This window comes from Polynucleobacter sp. MWH-UH19D, from assembly GCF_040409795.1.
Classification (GTDB): Bacteria; Pseudomonadota; Gammaproteobacteria; order Burkholderiales; family Burkholderiaceae; genus Polynucleobacter.
In genome coordinates this window covers 1-15145 of the sequence record NZ_CP099571.1, presented here as the reverse complement: position 1 = coordinate 15145, position 15145 = coordinate 1, and the positions used below count along the sequence as shown (strand labels likewise).

At 44.2% G+C, this 15145-nt stretch carries 14 protein-coding genes; all 14 read right to left on the bottom strand.

Translation table 11 applies throughout. The features are described from left to right. Positions 1-4: 4 nt before the first annotated feature. The 14 genes from NHB34_RS00070 to dnaA all read right to left on the bottom strand — a co-directional run bounded on the left by NHB34_RS00070 (position 5) and on the right by dnaA (position 15108). Positions 5-775, bottom strand: coding sequence for a ParA family protein (locus NHB34_RS00070; protein WP_353427501.1), 771 nt, complete (start codon positions 773-775; stop codon positions 5-7). Between the two features lie 6 nt (positions 776-781). Then, positions 782-1465, bottom strand: coding sequence for a 16S rRNA (guanine(527)-N(7))-methyltransferase RsmG (gene rsmG, locus NHB34_RS00065; RefSeq protein ID WP_353427500.1), 684 nt, complete (start codon positions 1463-1465; stop codon positions 782-784). Then, positions 1462-3381, bottom strand: coding sequence for a tRNA uridine-5-carboxymethylaminomethyl(34) synthesis enzyme MnmG (gene mnmG / locus NHB34_RS00060; protein WP_353427499.1), 1920 nt, complete (start codon positions 3379-3381; stop codon positions 1462-1464). The genes rsmG and mnmG overlap by 4 nt, the downstream gene beginning before the upstream one ends. A gap of 107 nt (positions 3382-3488) precedes the next feature. Next, positions 3489-4226, bottom strand: a complete 738-nt coding sequence (locus tag NHB34_RS00055; protein WP_353427497.1) for a TSUP family transporter — start codon at positions 4224-4226, stop codon at positions 3489-3491. Between the two features lie 156 nt (positions 4227-4382). Continuing rightward, positions 4383-5312, bottom strand: a complete 930-nt coding sequence (locus NHB34_RS00050) for a branched-chain amino acid ABC transporter permease (protein WP_353427496.1) — start codon at positions 5310-5312, stop codon at positions 4383-4385. A gap of 2 nt (positions 5313-5314) precedes the next feature. Continuing rightward, a complete protein-coding gene (locus NHB34_RS00045) occupies positions 5315-6235 on the bottom strand; it encodes a branched-chain amino acid ABC transporter permease (protein ID WP_353427495.1) in 921 nt (306 codons plus the stop codon). Between the two features lie 14 nt (positions 6236-6249). Continuing rightward, the gene (locus NHB34_RS00040; protein ID WP_353427494.1) at positions 6250-7476 is read right to left on the bottom strand and encodes an ABC transporter substrate-binding protein; all 1227 of its coding nucleotides are present in this window, start codon (positions 7474-7476) and stop codon (positions 6250-6252) included. Between the two features lie 21 nt (positions 7477-7497). After that, positions 7498-8199, bottom strand: a complete 702-nt coding sequence (locus tag NHB34_RS00035) for an ABC transporter ATP-binding protein (protein WP_353427493.1) — start codon at positions 8197-8199, stop codon at positions 7498-7500. After that, positions 8196-8963, bottom strand: coding sequence for an ABC transporter ATP-binding protein (locus NHB34_RS00030; protein ID WP_353427492.1), 768 nt, complete (start codon positions 8961-8963; stop codon positions 8196-8198). The genes NHB34_RS00035 and NHB34_RS00030 overlap by 4 nt, the downstream gene beginning before the upstream one ends. Before the next feature lie 94 nt (positions 8964-9057). Beyond that, positions 9058-9291 (bottom strand): DUF3717 domain-containing protein, encoded by a 234-nt coding sequence (locus tag NHB34_RS00025; RefSeq protein WP_353428596.1) that lies wholly within the window; start codon positions 9289-9291, stop codon positions 9058-9060. 4 nt (positions 9292-9295) lie between these two features. Next, on the bottom strand, positions 9296-9790 hold the full coding sequence (locus NHB34_RS00020; protein ID WP_353427490.1) for an SET domain-containing protein-lysine N-methyltransferase: 495 nt from the start codon (positions 9788-9790) through the stop codon (positions 9296-9298). Positions 9791-9792: 2 nt separating this feature from the next. Continuing rightward, positions 9793-12291, bottom strand: a complete 2499-nt coding sequence (gene gyrB / locus NHB34_RS00015) for a DNA topoisomerase (ATP-hydrolyzing) subunit B (RefSeq protein ID WP_353427489.1) — start codon at positions 12289-12291, stop codon at positions 9793-9795. A gap of 11 nt (positions 12292-12302) precedes the next feature. Further along, on the bottom strand, positions 12303-13418 hold the full coding sequence (gene dnaN, locus NHB34_RS00010) for a DNA polymerase III subunit beta (protein ID WP_353427487.1): 1116 nt from the start codon (positions 13416-13418) through the stop codon (positions 12303-12305). A 262-nt stretch (positions 13419-13680) separates the two neighbouring features. Then, positions 13681-15108, bottom strand: coding sequence for a chromosomal replication initiator protein DnaA (dnaA, locus tag NHB34_RS00005; protein WP_353427486.1), 1428 nt, complete (start codon positions 15106-15108; stop codon positions 13681-13683). Between the last annotated feature and the right edge of the window lie 37 nt (positions 15109-15145).

The window sequence follows — 15145 nt, the reverse complement described above, 5'->3', positions numbered from 1 at the left end:
GAAGTTACATGTGTTTAATGCGCTCGATCATTTCAGCGCCAAAATCTAAATAGGCCTTTGCGCCCCGCGATGTCTTATCAAAAACTACCCCCGGAAGCCCATAGGACGGGGCTTCAGCCAATCGAACGTTTCGCGGAATAATCGTCTTAAATACTTTGTCACCAAAGTGCTCAATCAATTGCTCTGATACTTGTTGCTGCAAAGTCATTCGTGTATCAAACATTACGCGCAAGAGCCCAATAATTACTAAATCTGGATTTAAGTTTGCATGTACCTGCTTGATGGTGTTTACTAAATCTGAAAGCCCCTCCAGTGCAAAGTACTCACACTGCATTGGAACAATGACTCCGTTTGCCGCACATAATCCATTGAGGGTTAGCAGCGATAAAGCTGGAGGGCAGTCAATTAATACAAAGTCGTAATCGCCCGCCACTAATGAGAGCGCATTTTTTAATCGAGACTCGCGCTCCTCTAAATCAACTAATTCAATTTCAGCGCCTGCCAAATCGCGATTTGCTGGTAACAAATCATAAGCCGAACTATCGCAACGTTGTGTAGCCTCCTTTATAGATGCCGCCCCAATTAAAACTTGGTATACGCTCAAATTTAATTCTGCTTTTTCTACGCCTGATCCCATTGTGGCATTGCCCTGTGGATCCAAGTCCACCAACAAAACACGCTGTCCGTGTCCTACCAATCCTGCGGCCAAATTAACAGCGGTTGTGGTCTTACCAACGCCGCCTTTTTGATTTGCAATACAAAATATTTTTGCCATAGGTTTTTAGGTAAGTTCTGATGAAATAGTGGATGTAGATTTTCTCACGGGGCTGAGCACCAACAGCCGACGCTCCACAGATAAATTTGGTATACAAAGCGCTTCGTCAGCCAGCAATTGCCAATCATTCTTACAAACCGCAGATAACTCTTCTTCTGCGCGCTTGGCCTTCATTGCAAAAACAATTCCATCCGACTTAAGCAAGGGTAATGAGAGCTCTAAAAATCGAGATAAGTTGGTAAAAGCTCTAGAAATAACAGCATCAAATTGTCCAGATTGTTGCATTGCAACATTTTCAACTCGATCAGCCAGAACATCAATGTTTTTTAGTTTTAACTTGCCTCTAATGTGCTGCAAAAAGGCGGTCTTTTTTCGAATTGCCTCAATCAACGCCAAATGCCACTCTGACTGAATGATCGCGATCGGTATAGCCGGCAAGCCGCCCCCCGAACCAAGGTCAGCAATTTTGGGGCTGCTCATCTGCAAATAGCGCCTCATAATCGGTAAAACCGCAATAGAATCAATAAGGTGCAATCGGACTGAATCGTGTTCTCCCTCGATTGCTGTAAGGTTGTGAACCTGGTTCCAGCGAGACATTTCTTGCAGAAAGAGCTCCAAATCTTCAATATTGGCATTGCTTAACTTGAGACCCAGCCCTGCAATTCCATGCTCTAGCAAATCTTCGGTCATGTGAGTTCCTGCGTGCGGCCCAAACCCTTTTTAAGATGCACCAAAAGCAAAGAAATTGCCGCCGGCGTAACCCCCGAAATTCTTCCGGCTTGCCCCAAAGTCGCTGGCTTATGCAAATTCAACTTTTGTTGCACCTCTTTTGATAAACCAAGAACCTGGGAATAATCTAAGGATTCTGGAAGAGGGTAGGTCTCGTTGTGCTCTTGACGAGCGATTTCCATGGCCTGACGATCAATATATCCTTGATATTTAATGGAAATTTCCACTTGGTCGCTAATTTGGTTGGCCAACCCAAAGTCATCATCAAGGGTGCCGGGAGACCAAATGCCGCCCCCTAGGCTTGTAATTGCATCATAGGAAACCCCGGGCCTTCTCAAAAGGTCTGCCAAATTGCATTCGTGCGACAAGTCTTGACCCAACAATTCTGAAATCAATGGGGCAACTTCGTGTTTTGGGCCCACCCAAATATCATGCAGACGAGATGTTTCACGTGAAACAGCCTCCTGCTTTCTACAGAAAACATCCCAACGATGGTCGTCAACCAATCCAAGCTCGCGCCCCACGCCGGTAAGTCGTATATCCGCATTATCCTCACGCAAACTTAATCGATATTCAGCGCGGCTTGTAAACATCCTATACGGCTCCTGAACACCGCGCGTAATTAAGTCATCGACTAATACGCCTATGTATGATTCGCTACGCTTTGGTAACCATGGCTCTTTTTCTTGGGCAGCCAAACCAGCATTAATTCCAGCCAATAGGCCCTGCGCAGCAGCCTCCTCATAGCCAGTTGTGCCATTGATTTGCCCTGCAAAATACAAGCCGCCTATTGCTTTGGTCTCAAGACTGGGTCTTAACTGGCGTGGATCGTAGAAGTCATACTCAATCGCATAGCCAGGTCGCACAATCACTGCCGACTCCAGACCACGAATGCTGCGAACTAAATCCCATTGAACATCAAAGGGGAGGCTGGTTGAAATACCATTGGGATAAAACTCATTTGTAGTCAATCCCTCTGGCTCTAAAAAAATCTGATGGCTATTTCTTGAGGCAAAGCGGTGAATCTTATCTTCTATAGAGGGGCAATATCGAGGACCAACACCCTCAATTACGCCGGTATACATCGGCGAACGATCTAAGCCGCCCCGAATAATGTCATGCGTCTTCTCGTTAGTATGAGAGATCCAACACGGGACTTGCTTGGGGTGCTGGTCGGCACGCCCCAAGTAAGAAAATACAGGGACTGGATCCAGGTCCCCAGGCTGCTCTAACATGACAGAAAAATCAATAGTGCGACCATCAATACGGGGTGGAGTGCCAGTCTTTAGTCTCCCTTGGGGAAGCGTTAGTTCTTTGAGGCGCGCTGATAGTGTTACGGCTGCCGGGTCACCAGCTCTGCCGCCAGCATAATTATTTAAACCAACGTGAATTTTTCCATCCAAAAAAGTACCGGCCGTGAGCACAACTTTTTTTGCCGCAAACTCCAATCCCATTTGGGTTACAACGCCCGCTACTTCATCACCATTTACCAGAAGATCATCAACTGCAGCTTGGAATAGGCTTAAGTTTGGTTGATTCTCAAGACGGCGGCGAATAGCGGCTTTATATAAAATGCGATCACCTTGGGCTCGGGTTGCCCGAACAGCGGGACCTTTGCTGGAATTTAATATTCGAAACTGTATTCCAGCCTCATCAGTAGCCGCGGCCATTGCACCACCCATGGCATCTATTTCTTTAACCAGATGGCCCTTCCCGATACCACCTATAGATGGATTGCAGCTCATTGCCCCCAGATTTTCAATGCTATGGGTTATTAAAAGGGTGTTACAACCCATCCTTGCGGAAGCAAGTGCGGCCTCGGTCCCTGCATGACCGCCCCCTACAACAATGACATCGAAATTTTTGGAATAACGCATGATTTACCCTGGATAGGGCGATGATCATAGCATTTTGTTTGTTTCACGTGAAACAAATGATTAATAAAATCTAATCAATAAAAGATAATTATCTATAAGTCATTGATTTAATTGAGAAAATAAGCATTCCACCCAGACTTCAAAATTAAAACACTCACAATGAGCAAGAAAGCTTTTCTCACAAAAGCGCTGCCATGTTTAATTGCTAGACGACTGCCAAACTGACTGCCTGCAATATTGGCTGCCATCATGGCAAAACCAAGTGGCCAATAAATTTGTCCGTAACTTGCTAAAAGCAAAATAGCCGCCAAGTTGGTTGCTACATTAACAAGCTTTGTAGCGGCAGATGCATGCAAAAAATCAAAGTCAAAAAAGCGGACAAACCCAAACAATAAAAAGCTGCCAGTACCAGGTCCAAAAAAACCATCATAAAAGCCAATCGATAAACCCAGCATTACCGCCTTTAATTGTTGAAAGCGACTCGTGACCTTTGGTGCATGTGTTTCGCCAAGAGATGGCTGAAACCAGGTATACAACAACAGAAGCAATAGAACAAAGGGCAATGCCTTTCGTAAAGGCTCTGCTGGGAAATTGCTTACAGCGTTTGCTCCTAGCAAAGAGCCAACAAAACCAGCAACAACTGCGGGACCAACCACAGCCCACGGAAGGGATACATGACGTAAATATCTTCGCGCTGCATTTAAGGTTCCACCTATTGCGGAAACTTTATTGGTCGAGAGTAGGGTGGCTGGAGGAGCATCTGGATATGTTGTAAAAAGTGCGGGCACCTGAATCAAGCCACCACCTCCAGCAACAGCATCTACCAAGCCAGCAAAAAAAGCCAACGCCAAAAGCAATGGCCAGGTGTAAATTGAAAATTCGATGGGAGTCTCTTTTTATTAAAAATTAAATTGAGTGCGGCGCCAAAATCGGCGCCGCACTAAAAGCTAATAATAAAAGAATACTGGGAGAAGTAAAAACAGGGCCTACTTTGTTTTGTCTTAGTTTTTATTTTTAAGATGTGCAACGATTTCACCGACCACGCCGCGACGGAATGCCAGCACACAAATAACAAAAATAAAGCCTGTTGCAATCGTGCTCCAAGACCCAATGTTGGCAAGATAGTTTTGCAGGCCAACTACGATGCCCGCACCTACTACTGGTCCTAGAATAGTTCCCATGCCACCGAGCAAGGTCATCAACACCACCTCGCCAGACATGTGCCAATGAACATCCGTCAAAGTTGCCAACTGAAACACCAAAGACTTCATCGACCCAGCCAAGCCTGCCAGCGTGGCAGAAATGACGAAAGACATTAGCTTAAAGCGGTCAACGTCATAGCCGAGAGAAATAGCACGTGGTTCATTTTCACGAATGGCTTTTAACACTTGCCCAAATGGCGAATGAACTGTACGCATAATGAGCGCAAAGCCAAACAAGAAAATCGCCAACACAAAGTAATACATCGCGACATCGTCTTTAAGATCGATCAAGCCAAACAATGTTCCACGAGGAACGCCTTGAATGCCATCCTCACCACCCGTATAGGGAACTTGCACGGCTAAGAAGTAAACCATCTGCGAAAGCGCCAAAGTCACCATCGCAAAATAAATGCCTTGGCGACGAATCGCGAGAGATCCAATTAAGAAACCTAAAACACCAGAACCAACTACACCCAGGAGGATGCCAAGCTCTGGTGAATAGCCCAGCTCTTTGCAAAAGTAGGCGGTAATATAAGCCGCTGTTCCAAAAAATGCCGCATGACCAAAAGACAAAAGGCCAGTAAAGCCAAGCAACAAATTAAATGCGCAAGCAAAAAGAGCAAAACACAAAACCTTCATTGCAAACACAAGATAAATAAAATCTTGCAAAGGCAAAAGTAGTGCAATTAAAACAAGGGCGCCATAAAGCAATTTTGTTTTAGAGTTCATGATTATTTTTCCCGCCCAAAAAGTCCAGCAGGACGAATCAAGAGAACGATTGCCATGATCACAAAAATGACAACTCCAGAAGCCTCAGGATAAAAAACCTTAGTAAGACCCTCGATTAAACCTAAAGCCAGGCCCGTCAAAATGGCGCCCATGATGGAGCCCATACCACCAATCACCACCACAGCAAAAACAACAATGATGAGATTTGACCCCATCAATGGATTTACTTGAAAAATAGGGGCGGCTAATACGCCAGCAAATCCTGCTAAGCCAACGCCATAGGCGTAAGCCAATGAAATCATCAGCGGCACATTAATGCCAAACGCCTGAAGTAATTTTGGGTTTTCAGTACCCGCGCGCAAATACGCGCCCAACTTTGTTCTCTCAATCACATACCAAGTAGAGAAACAAACCGCTAAAGAAATCACAACAACCCACAAGCGATACTTGGGCAAAATAATTCCGATTGACTCTAGGGGGATGGCGCCTTGTAGCAACTCAGGTGCAGGATAGCTTTCACCAGAGATGCCATACCAATGGCGGAACATACCTTCAATAATTAAAGCCAGTCCAAAGGTAAGTAAAAGACCATACAAATGGTCAAGGTGATAAAGGCGACGCAACATTGTTCGCTCAAGAATCAAACCAAAGCCCGCCAACACAAGCGGAACAATAATCAATGCAAACCAATAGTTGATGGATAGCTCGGGAAAGCCAAGCCATTGGCTAATTTGAGTTAAGCCAATCCAAGCAATAAATGCACCCATGGTGTATTGAGCACCATGAGCAAAATTAATAATGTTGAGGAGGCCAAAAATAATGGCCAACCCCAAACTCAAAATGGCATAAAAAGAGCCATTAATCAAACCCACTAAGAGCTGGGCAACCAGCCCTTGTGGGGTAATTCCAAGAAGTTCAAACATGCTTATTTTTGTTATTACTTATTAGTAACCAATTTGCATCGTGATAATGAAAGTGGTTGGGTTGCTTCGGCAGCAGGAATCACTGCGCGAACATGGTAGTAATCCCATGGGCTCTTAGACTCAGATGGCTTCTTCACTTCTAAGAGATACATGTCATGCTCGAACTTACCATCAGCACGAATCTTGCCTTTAAAGAGGCCGTCATCAATGTTGGTTGACTTGAGAGCCTTCATAACCGCTTGAGTATCATCTGTGCCAGCTTTTTGAACTGCATTTAAATATGCAAGTACAGAGGAGTAAACACCAGCTTGAACCATGCTTGGCATACGCTTGTGTTGCAAAATAAAGCGCTTAGAGAATGCACGAGTTTTATCGTCCTTATCCCAATAGAAGCCCTCGGTGAGGTACATTCCTTGAGCAGCATTTAAACCTAAAGAGTGAACGTCTGTAATAAACATTAACAAAGGCACAACAGTTTGTTTTTTATTAATGCCAAACTCAGAAGCTTGCTTCACGGTATTGATGGTGTCTTGGCCCGCGTTTGCTAGAGCAACAACATCGGCGCCACTCGCCTGTGCCTTTAAAAGGTAAGAAGAGAAATCACTGTTCGGGAAAGGATGCTTACTGGTTCCCAACACTTTTCCACCATTAGATGTCACAACGCTGGTAGCATCTTTTTCTAATGCAGCGCCGAAAGCGTAGTCAGCAGTAATAAAGTACCAATTCTTTTTGCCCTGTTTTACAACCGCCTTACCAGTTCCATTAGAGAGTGCATAGGTGTCATAAGTCCAATGAACGTTGTTGGCGGTACACTTTTCGTTTGTAATCGGCAATGATGCAGCGCCCGATACCAAAGTAATTTTGTTCTTTTGCTCGGCTACCTCCATAACCGCCAAAGCAACGTTAGTGGAAACCAATTCCACAATCACATCTACACCATCCTTGTCATACCATTCGCGCGCTTTATTAGCAGCGATATCAGCTTTGTTTTGGTGGTCTGCACTAACTAGTTCAATTTTTTTCCCAATAACGGTGCCGTCTTTTGAAAAATCAGCGATCGCCATCTTGGCGGCAATCACCGCGCCAGGGCCCGCCAAATCAGAATAGGTTGAGGAAAGATCGGTTAACACTCCAATCTTAATTACATCACCACTAACTTTAGAACCACTTTGTGCAAAAACTGGGTTTGAAGCGAACAGGGTCGCTGCAACCAGACTTGCGGTAATTTGCTTTAACTTCATACCCATCTCCTATAAAAACAACTAAACACCAAGATACTCGTTTAATAGGCTCGCTTTTTCTGCAAGCTCATTTTGCTGAACAACCTCCACAACATTTCCATGCTCAACAACATAATGTCGGTCTGCCAAGGGCGCAGCAAAACGAAAGTTCTGCTCAACCAACACAATAGTGAAACCTTTGTTGCGCAAACTAGTAACCACTTCTCCCAGTTTTTGCACAATCACTGGCGCCAAGCCTTCAGTGATCTCGTCTAGCAAAAGTAGCTTGGCTCCCGTTCTTAAAATACGAGCCATCGCCAACATCTGTTGTTCACCCCCAGAAAGTCGAGTGCCTGGACTATTGCGACGCTCATAAAGGTTCGGAAACATTTCATAGATTTCTTCCAAACCCATCCCGCCTGTGGCCACCTCTGGCAATAAGAGTAAATTTTCCTCTGTGCTTAGGCTTGCGAAAATGCCTCTCTCTTCGGGACAAAAACCAACACCAAGTCGTGCAATTTTGTAGGTTGGCATTGCGACGGTTTCTGCGCCGTAAATCTGCACCGAGCCAGTTCTTTTGCTTGTTAATCCAAGAATAGATTTCAGAATAGTGCTGCGGCCCGCACCATTCCTGCCCAACAAAGTAACAACCTCACCATCGCGGACAGCAAAATTTACACCATGAAGAATGTGCGACTCGCCGTACCAAGACTCTAAATTTTTAACTTCGAGCGCCATCGTCATAGGGCATCTCCCCCATGACTACCCATATACGCCTCGACCACCAAAGGGTTATTAGACACCTCATGGTAAGAGCCCTCCGCCAGTACCGAGCCACGCTGTAGCACGGTAATTCGATCGGCAATTGAAGAAACCACCTTCATATTGTGCTCAACCATCAGAATGGTTCTACCCCTTGATACACGATCAATTAGCTCGGTCACCCGCTCAACATCCTCGTGCCCCATGCCTTGTGTCGGCTCATCGAGCAACATAAGTTCAGGCTCCATGGCTAAGGTGGTCGCTATTTCCAGCGCCCTCTTGCGCCCATAAGCCAAATTCATTGTTTCTTCGTCGGCAAATTGCTCTAAACCAACTTCGCGCAAAAGCTCTAAAGCCCTCTCGTTGAGAACATTCAAAGAGCTTCCTGGTTTCCAAAAGTGAAACTCTGTGCCCAGCCCTCGCTGCAGTGCAACACGAACGTTTTCCAAGACTGTTAGGTGGGGGAAAACCGCGGAAATTTGAAATGATCGAATCACGCCACGACGAGCAATCTCTGATGGAGCCTCTTTGGTGATATCAAAACCATTAAATAAAATTTGGCCGCTAGTCGGCTCTAAGAATTTTGTTAGTAAATTAAAGCAGGTTGTTTTTCCAGCGCCGTTTGGACCAATGAGGGCGTGAATGGTTCCCCTGGTCACATTTAAATTAACATCGCTGACCGCCGAAAATCCTTTAAAGGATTTTCCTAGACCAATAGTTTTTAAAATTGTTTCTTGCAAGTTCATACCCTCTACCCCCAACCGGGGCAAGACTTTGAGAATAACCTAGAACGGGGCCGCTATATATAGCAATTACCCTAAATTGAAAGGGTTTTGAATGTCAAAGATTTTGGTTTGCTTTAGCAAACTTTTGCATTGCCAGTTTTGCGGATTCATCTAGAACATCCGCTGGAACACGCTGCGCTCCCTGAATAATCATTAGCGCGTAAGCCCTTGCTAATGCCGATGCTTCTGCGCACAGGCTCAGCTCATCACCCTTGGCTGGAGATTGATTGCGCCAATAATTAATTGCGGCCTCAATCTCTTGGATGGTGATGTACAGCATAAAAGTTATTTAATTACTTACTGTTTAGGGCCAACATGGTGCCACGACATTTTTTAGCACCACAACGACATTCGTAATCTTTTTTCATTTGTTTGGTAATGCGCCCCTCAATATCCAAGGAGTAGTCATAAAAAAGTTCTTCGCCAGCCTTCAGGTCGCGCTTGGCATAAATAAAAACTCGAGGCTCACCGTTAAATTTATCCTCTCGAGTTTCACAGCTTGGTTTGCACGAGTGGTTAATCCAGCGAGCAGCATTGCCACCATATTTAGCATCAATGACTCGGCCATCTTCTAATGAAAAATAGAAGGTATGGTTCGGGTCTTTAGGGTCATGGGGGTGTCGTTTTTGAGCAAGCTTCCAGCTAATACGCTCGCCTTTGTATTCGATAATGGCTTGGCCTTTTTTAATTGGCTTCACAACAAAAACGCCCTTGCCATGAATTGGTGAGGATTTAACAACAATAGATGACCGATCCACTTTAGGTGGTTTGAGTTTTTTGGATGTCATGTTTATACGTCGAGATTGCGGGCAATTAATGCATTTTTTTCAATAAATGCGCGTCGTGGCTCTACCTCATCACCCATAAGGGTTGTAAAAACTTGATCGGCAGCGATGGCATCCTCGATTTTTACTTGGAGCAAGGTTCTTGAATCTGCATCCATGGTTGTTTCCCATAATTGCGATGGATTCATTTCGCCAAGACCCTTGTACCGCTGACGACTTAATACCCGCTCAGCCTCGGACAACAACCAAGAGAAGGCGCCCCTGAAATCATGAATGGTTTGCTCTTTCAAATTTTTATCAGGATCTCCGCGACGAACTTTTGTCCCAGGCAATACCTTTCCAGATAAAACGGCAGCTGCGTTAGCAAGGCTTTGATAGTCATCACCATGAACAAAGTCGGAGTTAATGGTAGAAAGTTTTAGGTTGCCATGAATACGTCGGGACAACAACAAACGGAACCGCTCTGTACGATCTTCTTTTTGCACAATAATTTCTGGGGGCAATGCCAGCGGGTTTGAAGGATCAGCAAGAGCAAGCCTTAAGCGCTCCGCAGAATCATTCGCAGCTTTTTCGGTATCCAAGTTTAATTGGGTTCCAGAAGCAATTGCGCGCAGCGCGTCTTCGTCAATTGTGCGTGACAGTCGATCAACAATAGACTGGATTACTTGATAGTGTTTTGCTAATTCATTTAACGCCTCACCCTCAATGACTTCGCCACCCGGGGTTTGCAAAGAGGCTGTTTCCATTGCGATTTTTAACAGAAGTTGGTTGAGTTCGGTATCGTCTTTAATGTACTGCTCGCTTTTGCCAAACTTCACTTTATAAAGCGGTGGTTGGGCAATATAAATATGGCCGCGCTCAATCAACTCAGGCATTTGTCTGTAGAAGAAGGTTAAAAGCAGCGTGCGAATGTGGCTTCCATCAACGTCCGCGTCGGTCATAATAATGATGCGGTGATAGCGCAATTTATCTGCCTTATATTCCTCAACACCAATACCAGTACCTAGAACAGTAATGAGTGTCACCACCTCTTGGCTTGTGAGCATTTTGTCAAAGCGCGCTTTTTCAACGTTGAGAATTTTTCCTTTTAAAGGAAGAATTGCTTGGAAGCGACGATCACGGCCTTGTTTGGCAGAACCCCCCGCTGAATCACCCTCGACAATAAATAATTCAGATTTTGCAGGATCTTTTTCTTGGCAATCTGCAAGCTTACCTGGCAATCCAAGCCCATCTAAGGCTCCTTTGCGTCGGGTCATGTCGCGTGCTTTACGCGCAGCCTCTCGAGCACGCGCAGCATCCACAATTTTTCCACAAAGAATTTTTGCGTCTGCAGGTCGCTCTTGCAAATAAGCACTCAATGCCTCAGCAACAATTTCTTCAACCGGTCCACGAACTTCGCTTGAGACCAACTTGTCTTTTGTTTGGCTTGAAAATTTTGGTTCTGGTACTTTTACAGACAATACGCACGCAAGGCCTTCGCGCATATCATCACCAGAAATTTCTACTTTTGCCTTTTTGGCAATTTCATTTTCATCAATATATTTATTAATAACGCGCGTCATGGCGGCGCGTAAACCAGTCAAATGGGTGCCACCATCTCGCTGAGGAATGTTGTTGGTAAAACATAAAACCTGCTCACTAAAACTATCATTCCACTGCATCGACACTTCGGCAGTAATTTGACCACCCAAGTCAGAGGGTCGAACACCTTCTGCATAAAAAATGTTGGGGTGTAAAACGTTTTTGGTTTGATTAATATATTCAACAAACCCACGCACACCACCTGAAAAAGCAAAGTCTTCTTCTTGTCCGCTGCGTTGATCAATCAACCTAATATGAACGCCATTATTTAGGAATGAAAGCTCACGAATGCGCTTCACTAGAATTTCGTAATGAAATTCAATGTTTCCAAAAATTTCTTCATCAGCTAAAAAGTGCACCTCGGTGCCCGATAGCTCGGTATCACCAATAACTGTAATTGGTGAAATGGCAACACCATTCTCTTCTTGAATGTTGCGATTTTGAATAACCCCCCGAGCAAACTCCATGTAATGGGTTTTGCCATCTCGTCGGATGGTTAGCTTTAACCACTTAGAAAGTGCGTTTACACAACTAACACCAACACCATGTAAACCACCAGAAACTTTATAGCTATTTTGATCAAACTTACCTCCAGCATGAAGCTCAGTCATCACAATTTCAGCGGCACTTCTTTTTGGTTCGTGTTTGTCGTCGTATTTAATACCTGTTGGGACTCCGCGACCGTTATCAACGATTGAAATGGAGTTGTCGGTTTGAATAACAACCGTAATTTCTGAACAATAACCCGCCAAAGCTTCATCAATAGAGTTATCTAAAACCTCAAAAACAAGATGGTGTAAACCTGTTCCATCGGAGGTGTCTCCAATGTACATACCAGGACGCTTACGAACAGCCTCAAGACCTTCTAAGATTTGAATCGATGCTGCACCATACTGCTCTACCGCTTTGTTTTCTTCAGTCATTTTTTTCTACATTAAATGCGCATTGGCATTACTACATACTTAAAATCTTCTGATCCTGGTAGTGTAACTACTGCACTACTGTTTGCATCACCCAGGCTAATTTGAATTTTTTCATTTTTCAAGTTTGCCAACACATCCAACAGATAGCTCACATTAAAACCAATTTCAACCGTTTCGCCACTGTATTCAGTTTCAATTTCTTCTTGAGCTTCTTCTTGCTCAGCATTGGTGGATTGGATGGTGATTTGATTTGGGGACAAAGAAAAGCGAACGCCTTTGAATTTATCGGTCGTTAAAATTGCAGCGCGTTGTAGGGCGGCTTGCAATACATCTCGCCCAACTACTAGAGTGTTTTTATGTCCTTTCGGTATCACCCTTTGGAAGTCCGGGAATTTACCTTCAACCAATTTAGAAATAAGTTCGATATCACCAAACGTAAATTTCACTTGATTGGCCGTCAAACTAATTTCTAGTGGCTCGTCTGTATCCTCAAGTAGATGCTGGCACTCAAGGATTGTTTTGCGAGGAATAATAATCTCTTGGCGTTGACCCGAACCTGATGGAGCTTCTGAAAGTTGAACTTGAGAAAACGCCAAACGATGGCCATCCGTTGCCACAGCAACCACCTCTTTACCCTCAACAACCAACAACATTCCATTTAAGTAATAACGAATATCTTGTTGGGCCATTGAAAAATGTACTTGGCTAATTAACTGACGAAAACTTTTCTGAGACATCTTCCACGCGGCAGTAACCTCGCCAACGCTCTGCATAATTGGGAATTCTGTTGCAGATAGTGTTTGCAAAGAGAAGCGGCTTTTACCGCTTTGTACAACCATGCGGTTATCTTTAAGGTTAAGTGATACGGGACCCTCTGGTAGTGCGCGCAAAATATCTAATAATTTTCTTGCTGCAACTGTAGTAGTTACATCTTCAGAACCGACACCAAAATTAGTATTTGTTGTAATTTGGATTTCAATGTCGGTTGAAATAAACGACACCCTCTCACCATTCTTTTTAAATAAGAGGTTTGCCAAAATTGGCAAAGTGTGTCTACGCTCAACAATTCCACTAACCACCTGTAGTGGTTTTAACAAACTATCGCGTGAAGTATTGACGAGTTGCATTGTTTTTAAATCCTTGTATATATCTAAGTAGTAATAGTAGTAAGGGTTATTCTTTCGGTGGATAAGTCAAAAAACTCAAACAAAACAACACACTAAACAATTAAAAACCTGTGGAAAACTTCTGTATAAATCTTGCATAAAACGGGGATAACTCTTCTTTAACACCCTATTTTTGCATGAAGCTAGATCTTTCCACAATTTATCCACAAACAATCCCCAAACTTATCCCTTAAGTTGTGCACACACTTATCCACAATCAAAATCAAGCTTTTAAGGTTTGCTCAATAACGTGAATTTCATGGTTTAGTTGGCTATCATGCGCCCGCTCATCCGCGATTTTGCGTACCGCATGCAAAACGGTTGTGTGGTCACGACCACCAAACAATTCCCCAATTTCTGGAAGGCTCTTTTGGGTCAACTCTTTGGCCATAAACATAGCGATTTGCCTTGGTCGCGCAATATTTGCTGGGCGCTTCTTTGAATACATATCAGCCACTTTAATACTGTAGAAATCGGCCACAGCCTTTTGAATATTCTCAACCGAAATTTGTCGGTTTTGTATAGACAACAAATCCTTTAGTGCTGTTCTAGCAACCTCAATAGTGACTTCGCGACCATGGAAGCGAACAAATGCCAAAATCTTTCGAAGGGCCCCCTCAAGCTCTCGTATATTTGATCGGAGGTGTTTGGCCACAAAAAAAGCCACATCCTCACTCATGGGGATGCCTTCATTGGCTGCCTTTTTCATTAGAATGGCGACCCTCATCTCCAATTCTGGGGGCTCAATTGCGACCGTTAAGCCTGAGTCAAAGCGCGATATAAGCCGATCATCAATGCCTGCCATTTCCTTAGGGTAGGTATCGCTAGTAATGATGACTTGAGATTTATTGCTTAATAGCGCCTCAAAGGCATAAAAAAACTCTTCTTGGGTTCGCGATTTGCCACTAAAAAACTGGATATCGTCAATTAACAACAAATCAAGAGAGTGGTAGTAGCGTTTAAAGCGATCAAAAGCCTTTTGCTGATAGGCGCGCACCACATCAGACACATACTGTTCGGCATGAATATAACGAATTCGAGCGTTAGGTTTCTCTTTAAGAAGGTGATTACCAATAGCGTGAATAAGGTGGGTTTTGCCAAGACCAACGCCACCATACAAAAACATCGGGTTATATGAGGTTCCGGGATTGTGGGCAACCTGGATAGAAGCCGCCCTTGCCAGTTGGTTTGCCTTACCCGTCACAAAAGTATCAAAAGTAAGGTTTGGGTTCAATTTTGAATGGTCTTCTATCTCAAAAGCCTGCTCTTCAACCGAGACATTTTGAGGGCTGCCACTTTCTATTTCTGGGTTTGGTTGGGGTTCAGCAGTCTCAGTAGCGACTGGTTTTATGGGTGATGAGCCCTCAAGAGCCAACGCAAAATGAATATTAATGGGCGCCCCAAAATACTCAACCGCCATTTCCTGAAAGCGCTCCGCAAAAGTTTTTTTGATCCAATCAAGCTTGAAGCGATTCGGCGCTCCTATTGTTAGTAAGCGATCACTCTCTTCAAAAGACAATAAAACTAGGGGTTGTATCCAGGTTTTAAATTGCTGTGGAGACAGTTCGCGCGAAAGGGTGCCAACAGCGCCGTCCCAAAAACCAAAAGGACTGGCTGAATTTAATGTGGGGGGATTTTGTAGGTTGCTCATATTTTTGGAGGATCCATTGTAGCGATTTCGTAAAGTT

Excerpts from the sequence above, each read along its gene's own strand:
- NHB34_RS00070 (WP_353427501.1), bottom strand. The coding sequence starts at position 775 with ATGGCAAAAATATTTTGTATTGCAAATCAAAAAGGCGGCGTTGGTAAG.
- rsmG (WP_353427500.1), bottom strand. The coding sequence starts at position 1,465 with ATGACCGAAGATTTGCTAGAGCATGGAATTGCAGGGCTGGGTCTCAAG.
- mnmG (WP_353427499.1), bottom strand. The coding sequence starts at position 3,381 with ATGCGTTATTCCAAAAATTTCGATGTCATTGTTGTAGGGGGCGGTCAT.
- NHB34_RS00050 (WP_353427496.1), bottom strand. The coding sequence starts at position 5,312 with ATGAACTCTAAAACAAAATTGCTTTATGGCGCCCTTGTTTTAATTGCA.
- NHB34_RS00045 (WP_353427495.1), bottom strand. The coding sequence starts at position 6,235 with ATGTTTGAACTTCTTGGAATTACCCCACAAGGGCTGGTTGCCCAGCTC.
- NHB34_RS00040 (WP_353427494.1), bottom strand. The coding sequence starts at position 7,476 with ATGAAGTTAAAGCAAATTACCGCAAGTCTGGTTGCAGCGACCCTGTTC.
- NHB34_RS00035 (WP_353427493.1), bottom strand. The coding sequence starts at position 8,199 with ATGACGATGGCGCTCGAAGTTAAAAATTTAGAGTCTTGGTACGGCGAG.
- NHB34_RS00030 (WP_353427492.1), bottom strand. The coding sequence starts at position 8,963 with ATGAACTTGCAAGAAACAATTTTAAAAACTATTGGTCTAGGAAAATCC.
- NHB34_RS00020 (WP_353427490.1), bottom strand. The coding sequence starts at position 9,790 with ATGACATCCAAAAAACTCAAACCACCTAAAGTGGATCGGTCATCTATT.
- gyrB (WP_353427489.1), bottom strand. The coding sequence starts at position 12,291 with ATGACTGAAGAAAACAAAGCGGTAGAGCAGTATGGTGCAGCATCGATT.
- dnaN (WP_353427487.1), bottom strand. The coding sequence starts at position 13,418 with ATGCAACTCGTCAATACTTCACGCGATAGTTTGTTAAAACCACTACAG.
- dnaA (WP_353427486.1), bottom strand. The coding sequence starts at position 15,108 with ATGAGCAACCTACAAAATCCCCCCACATTAAATTCAGCCAGTCCTTTT.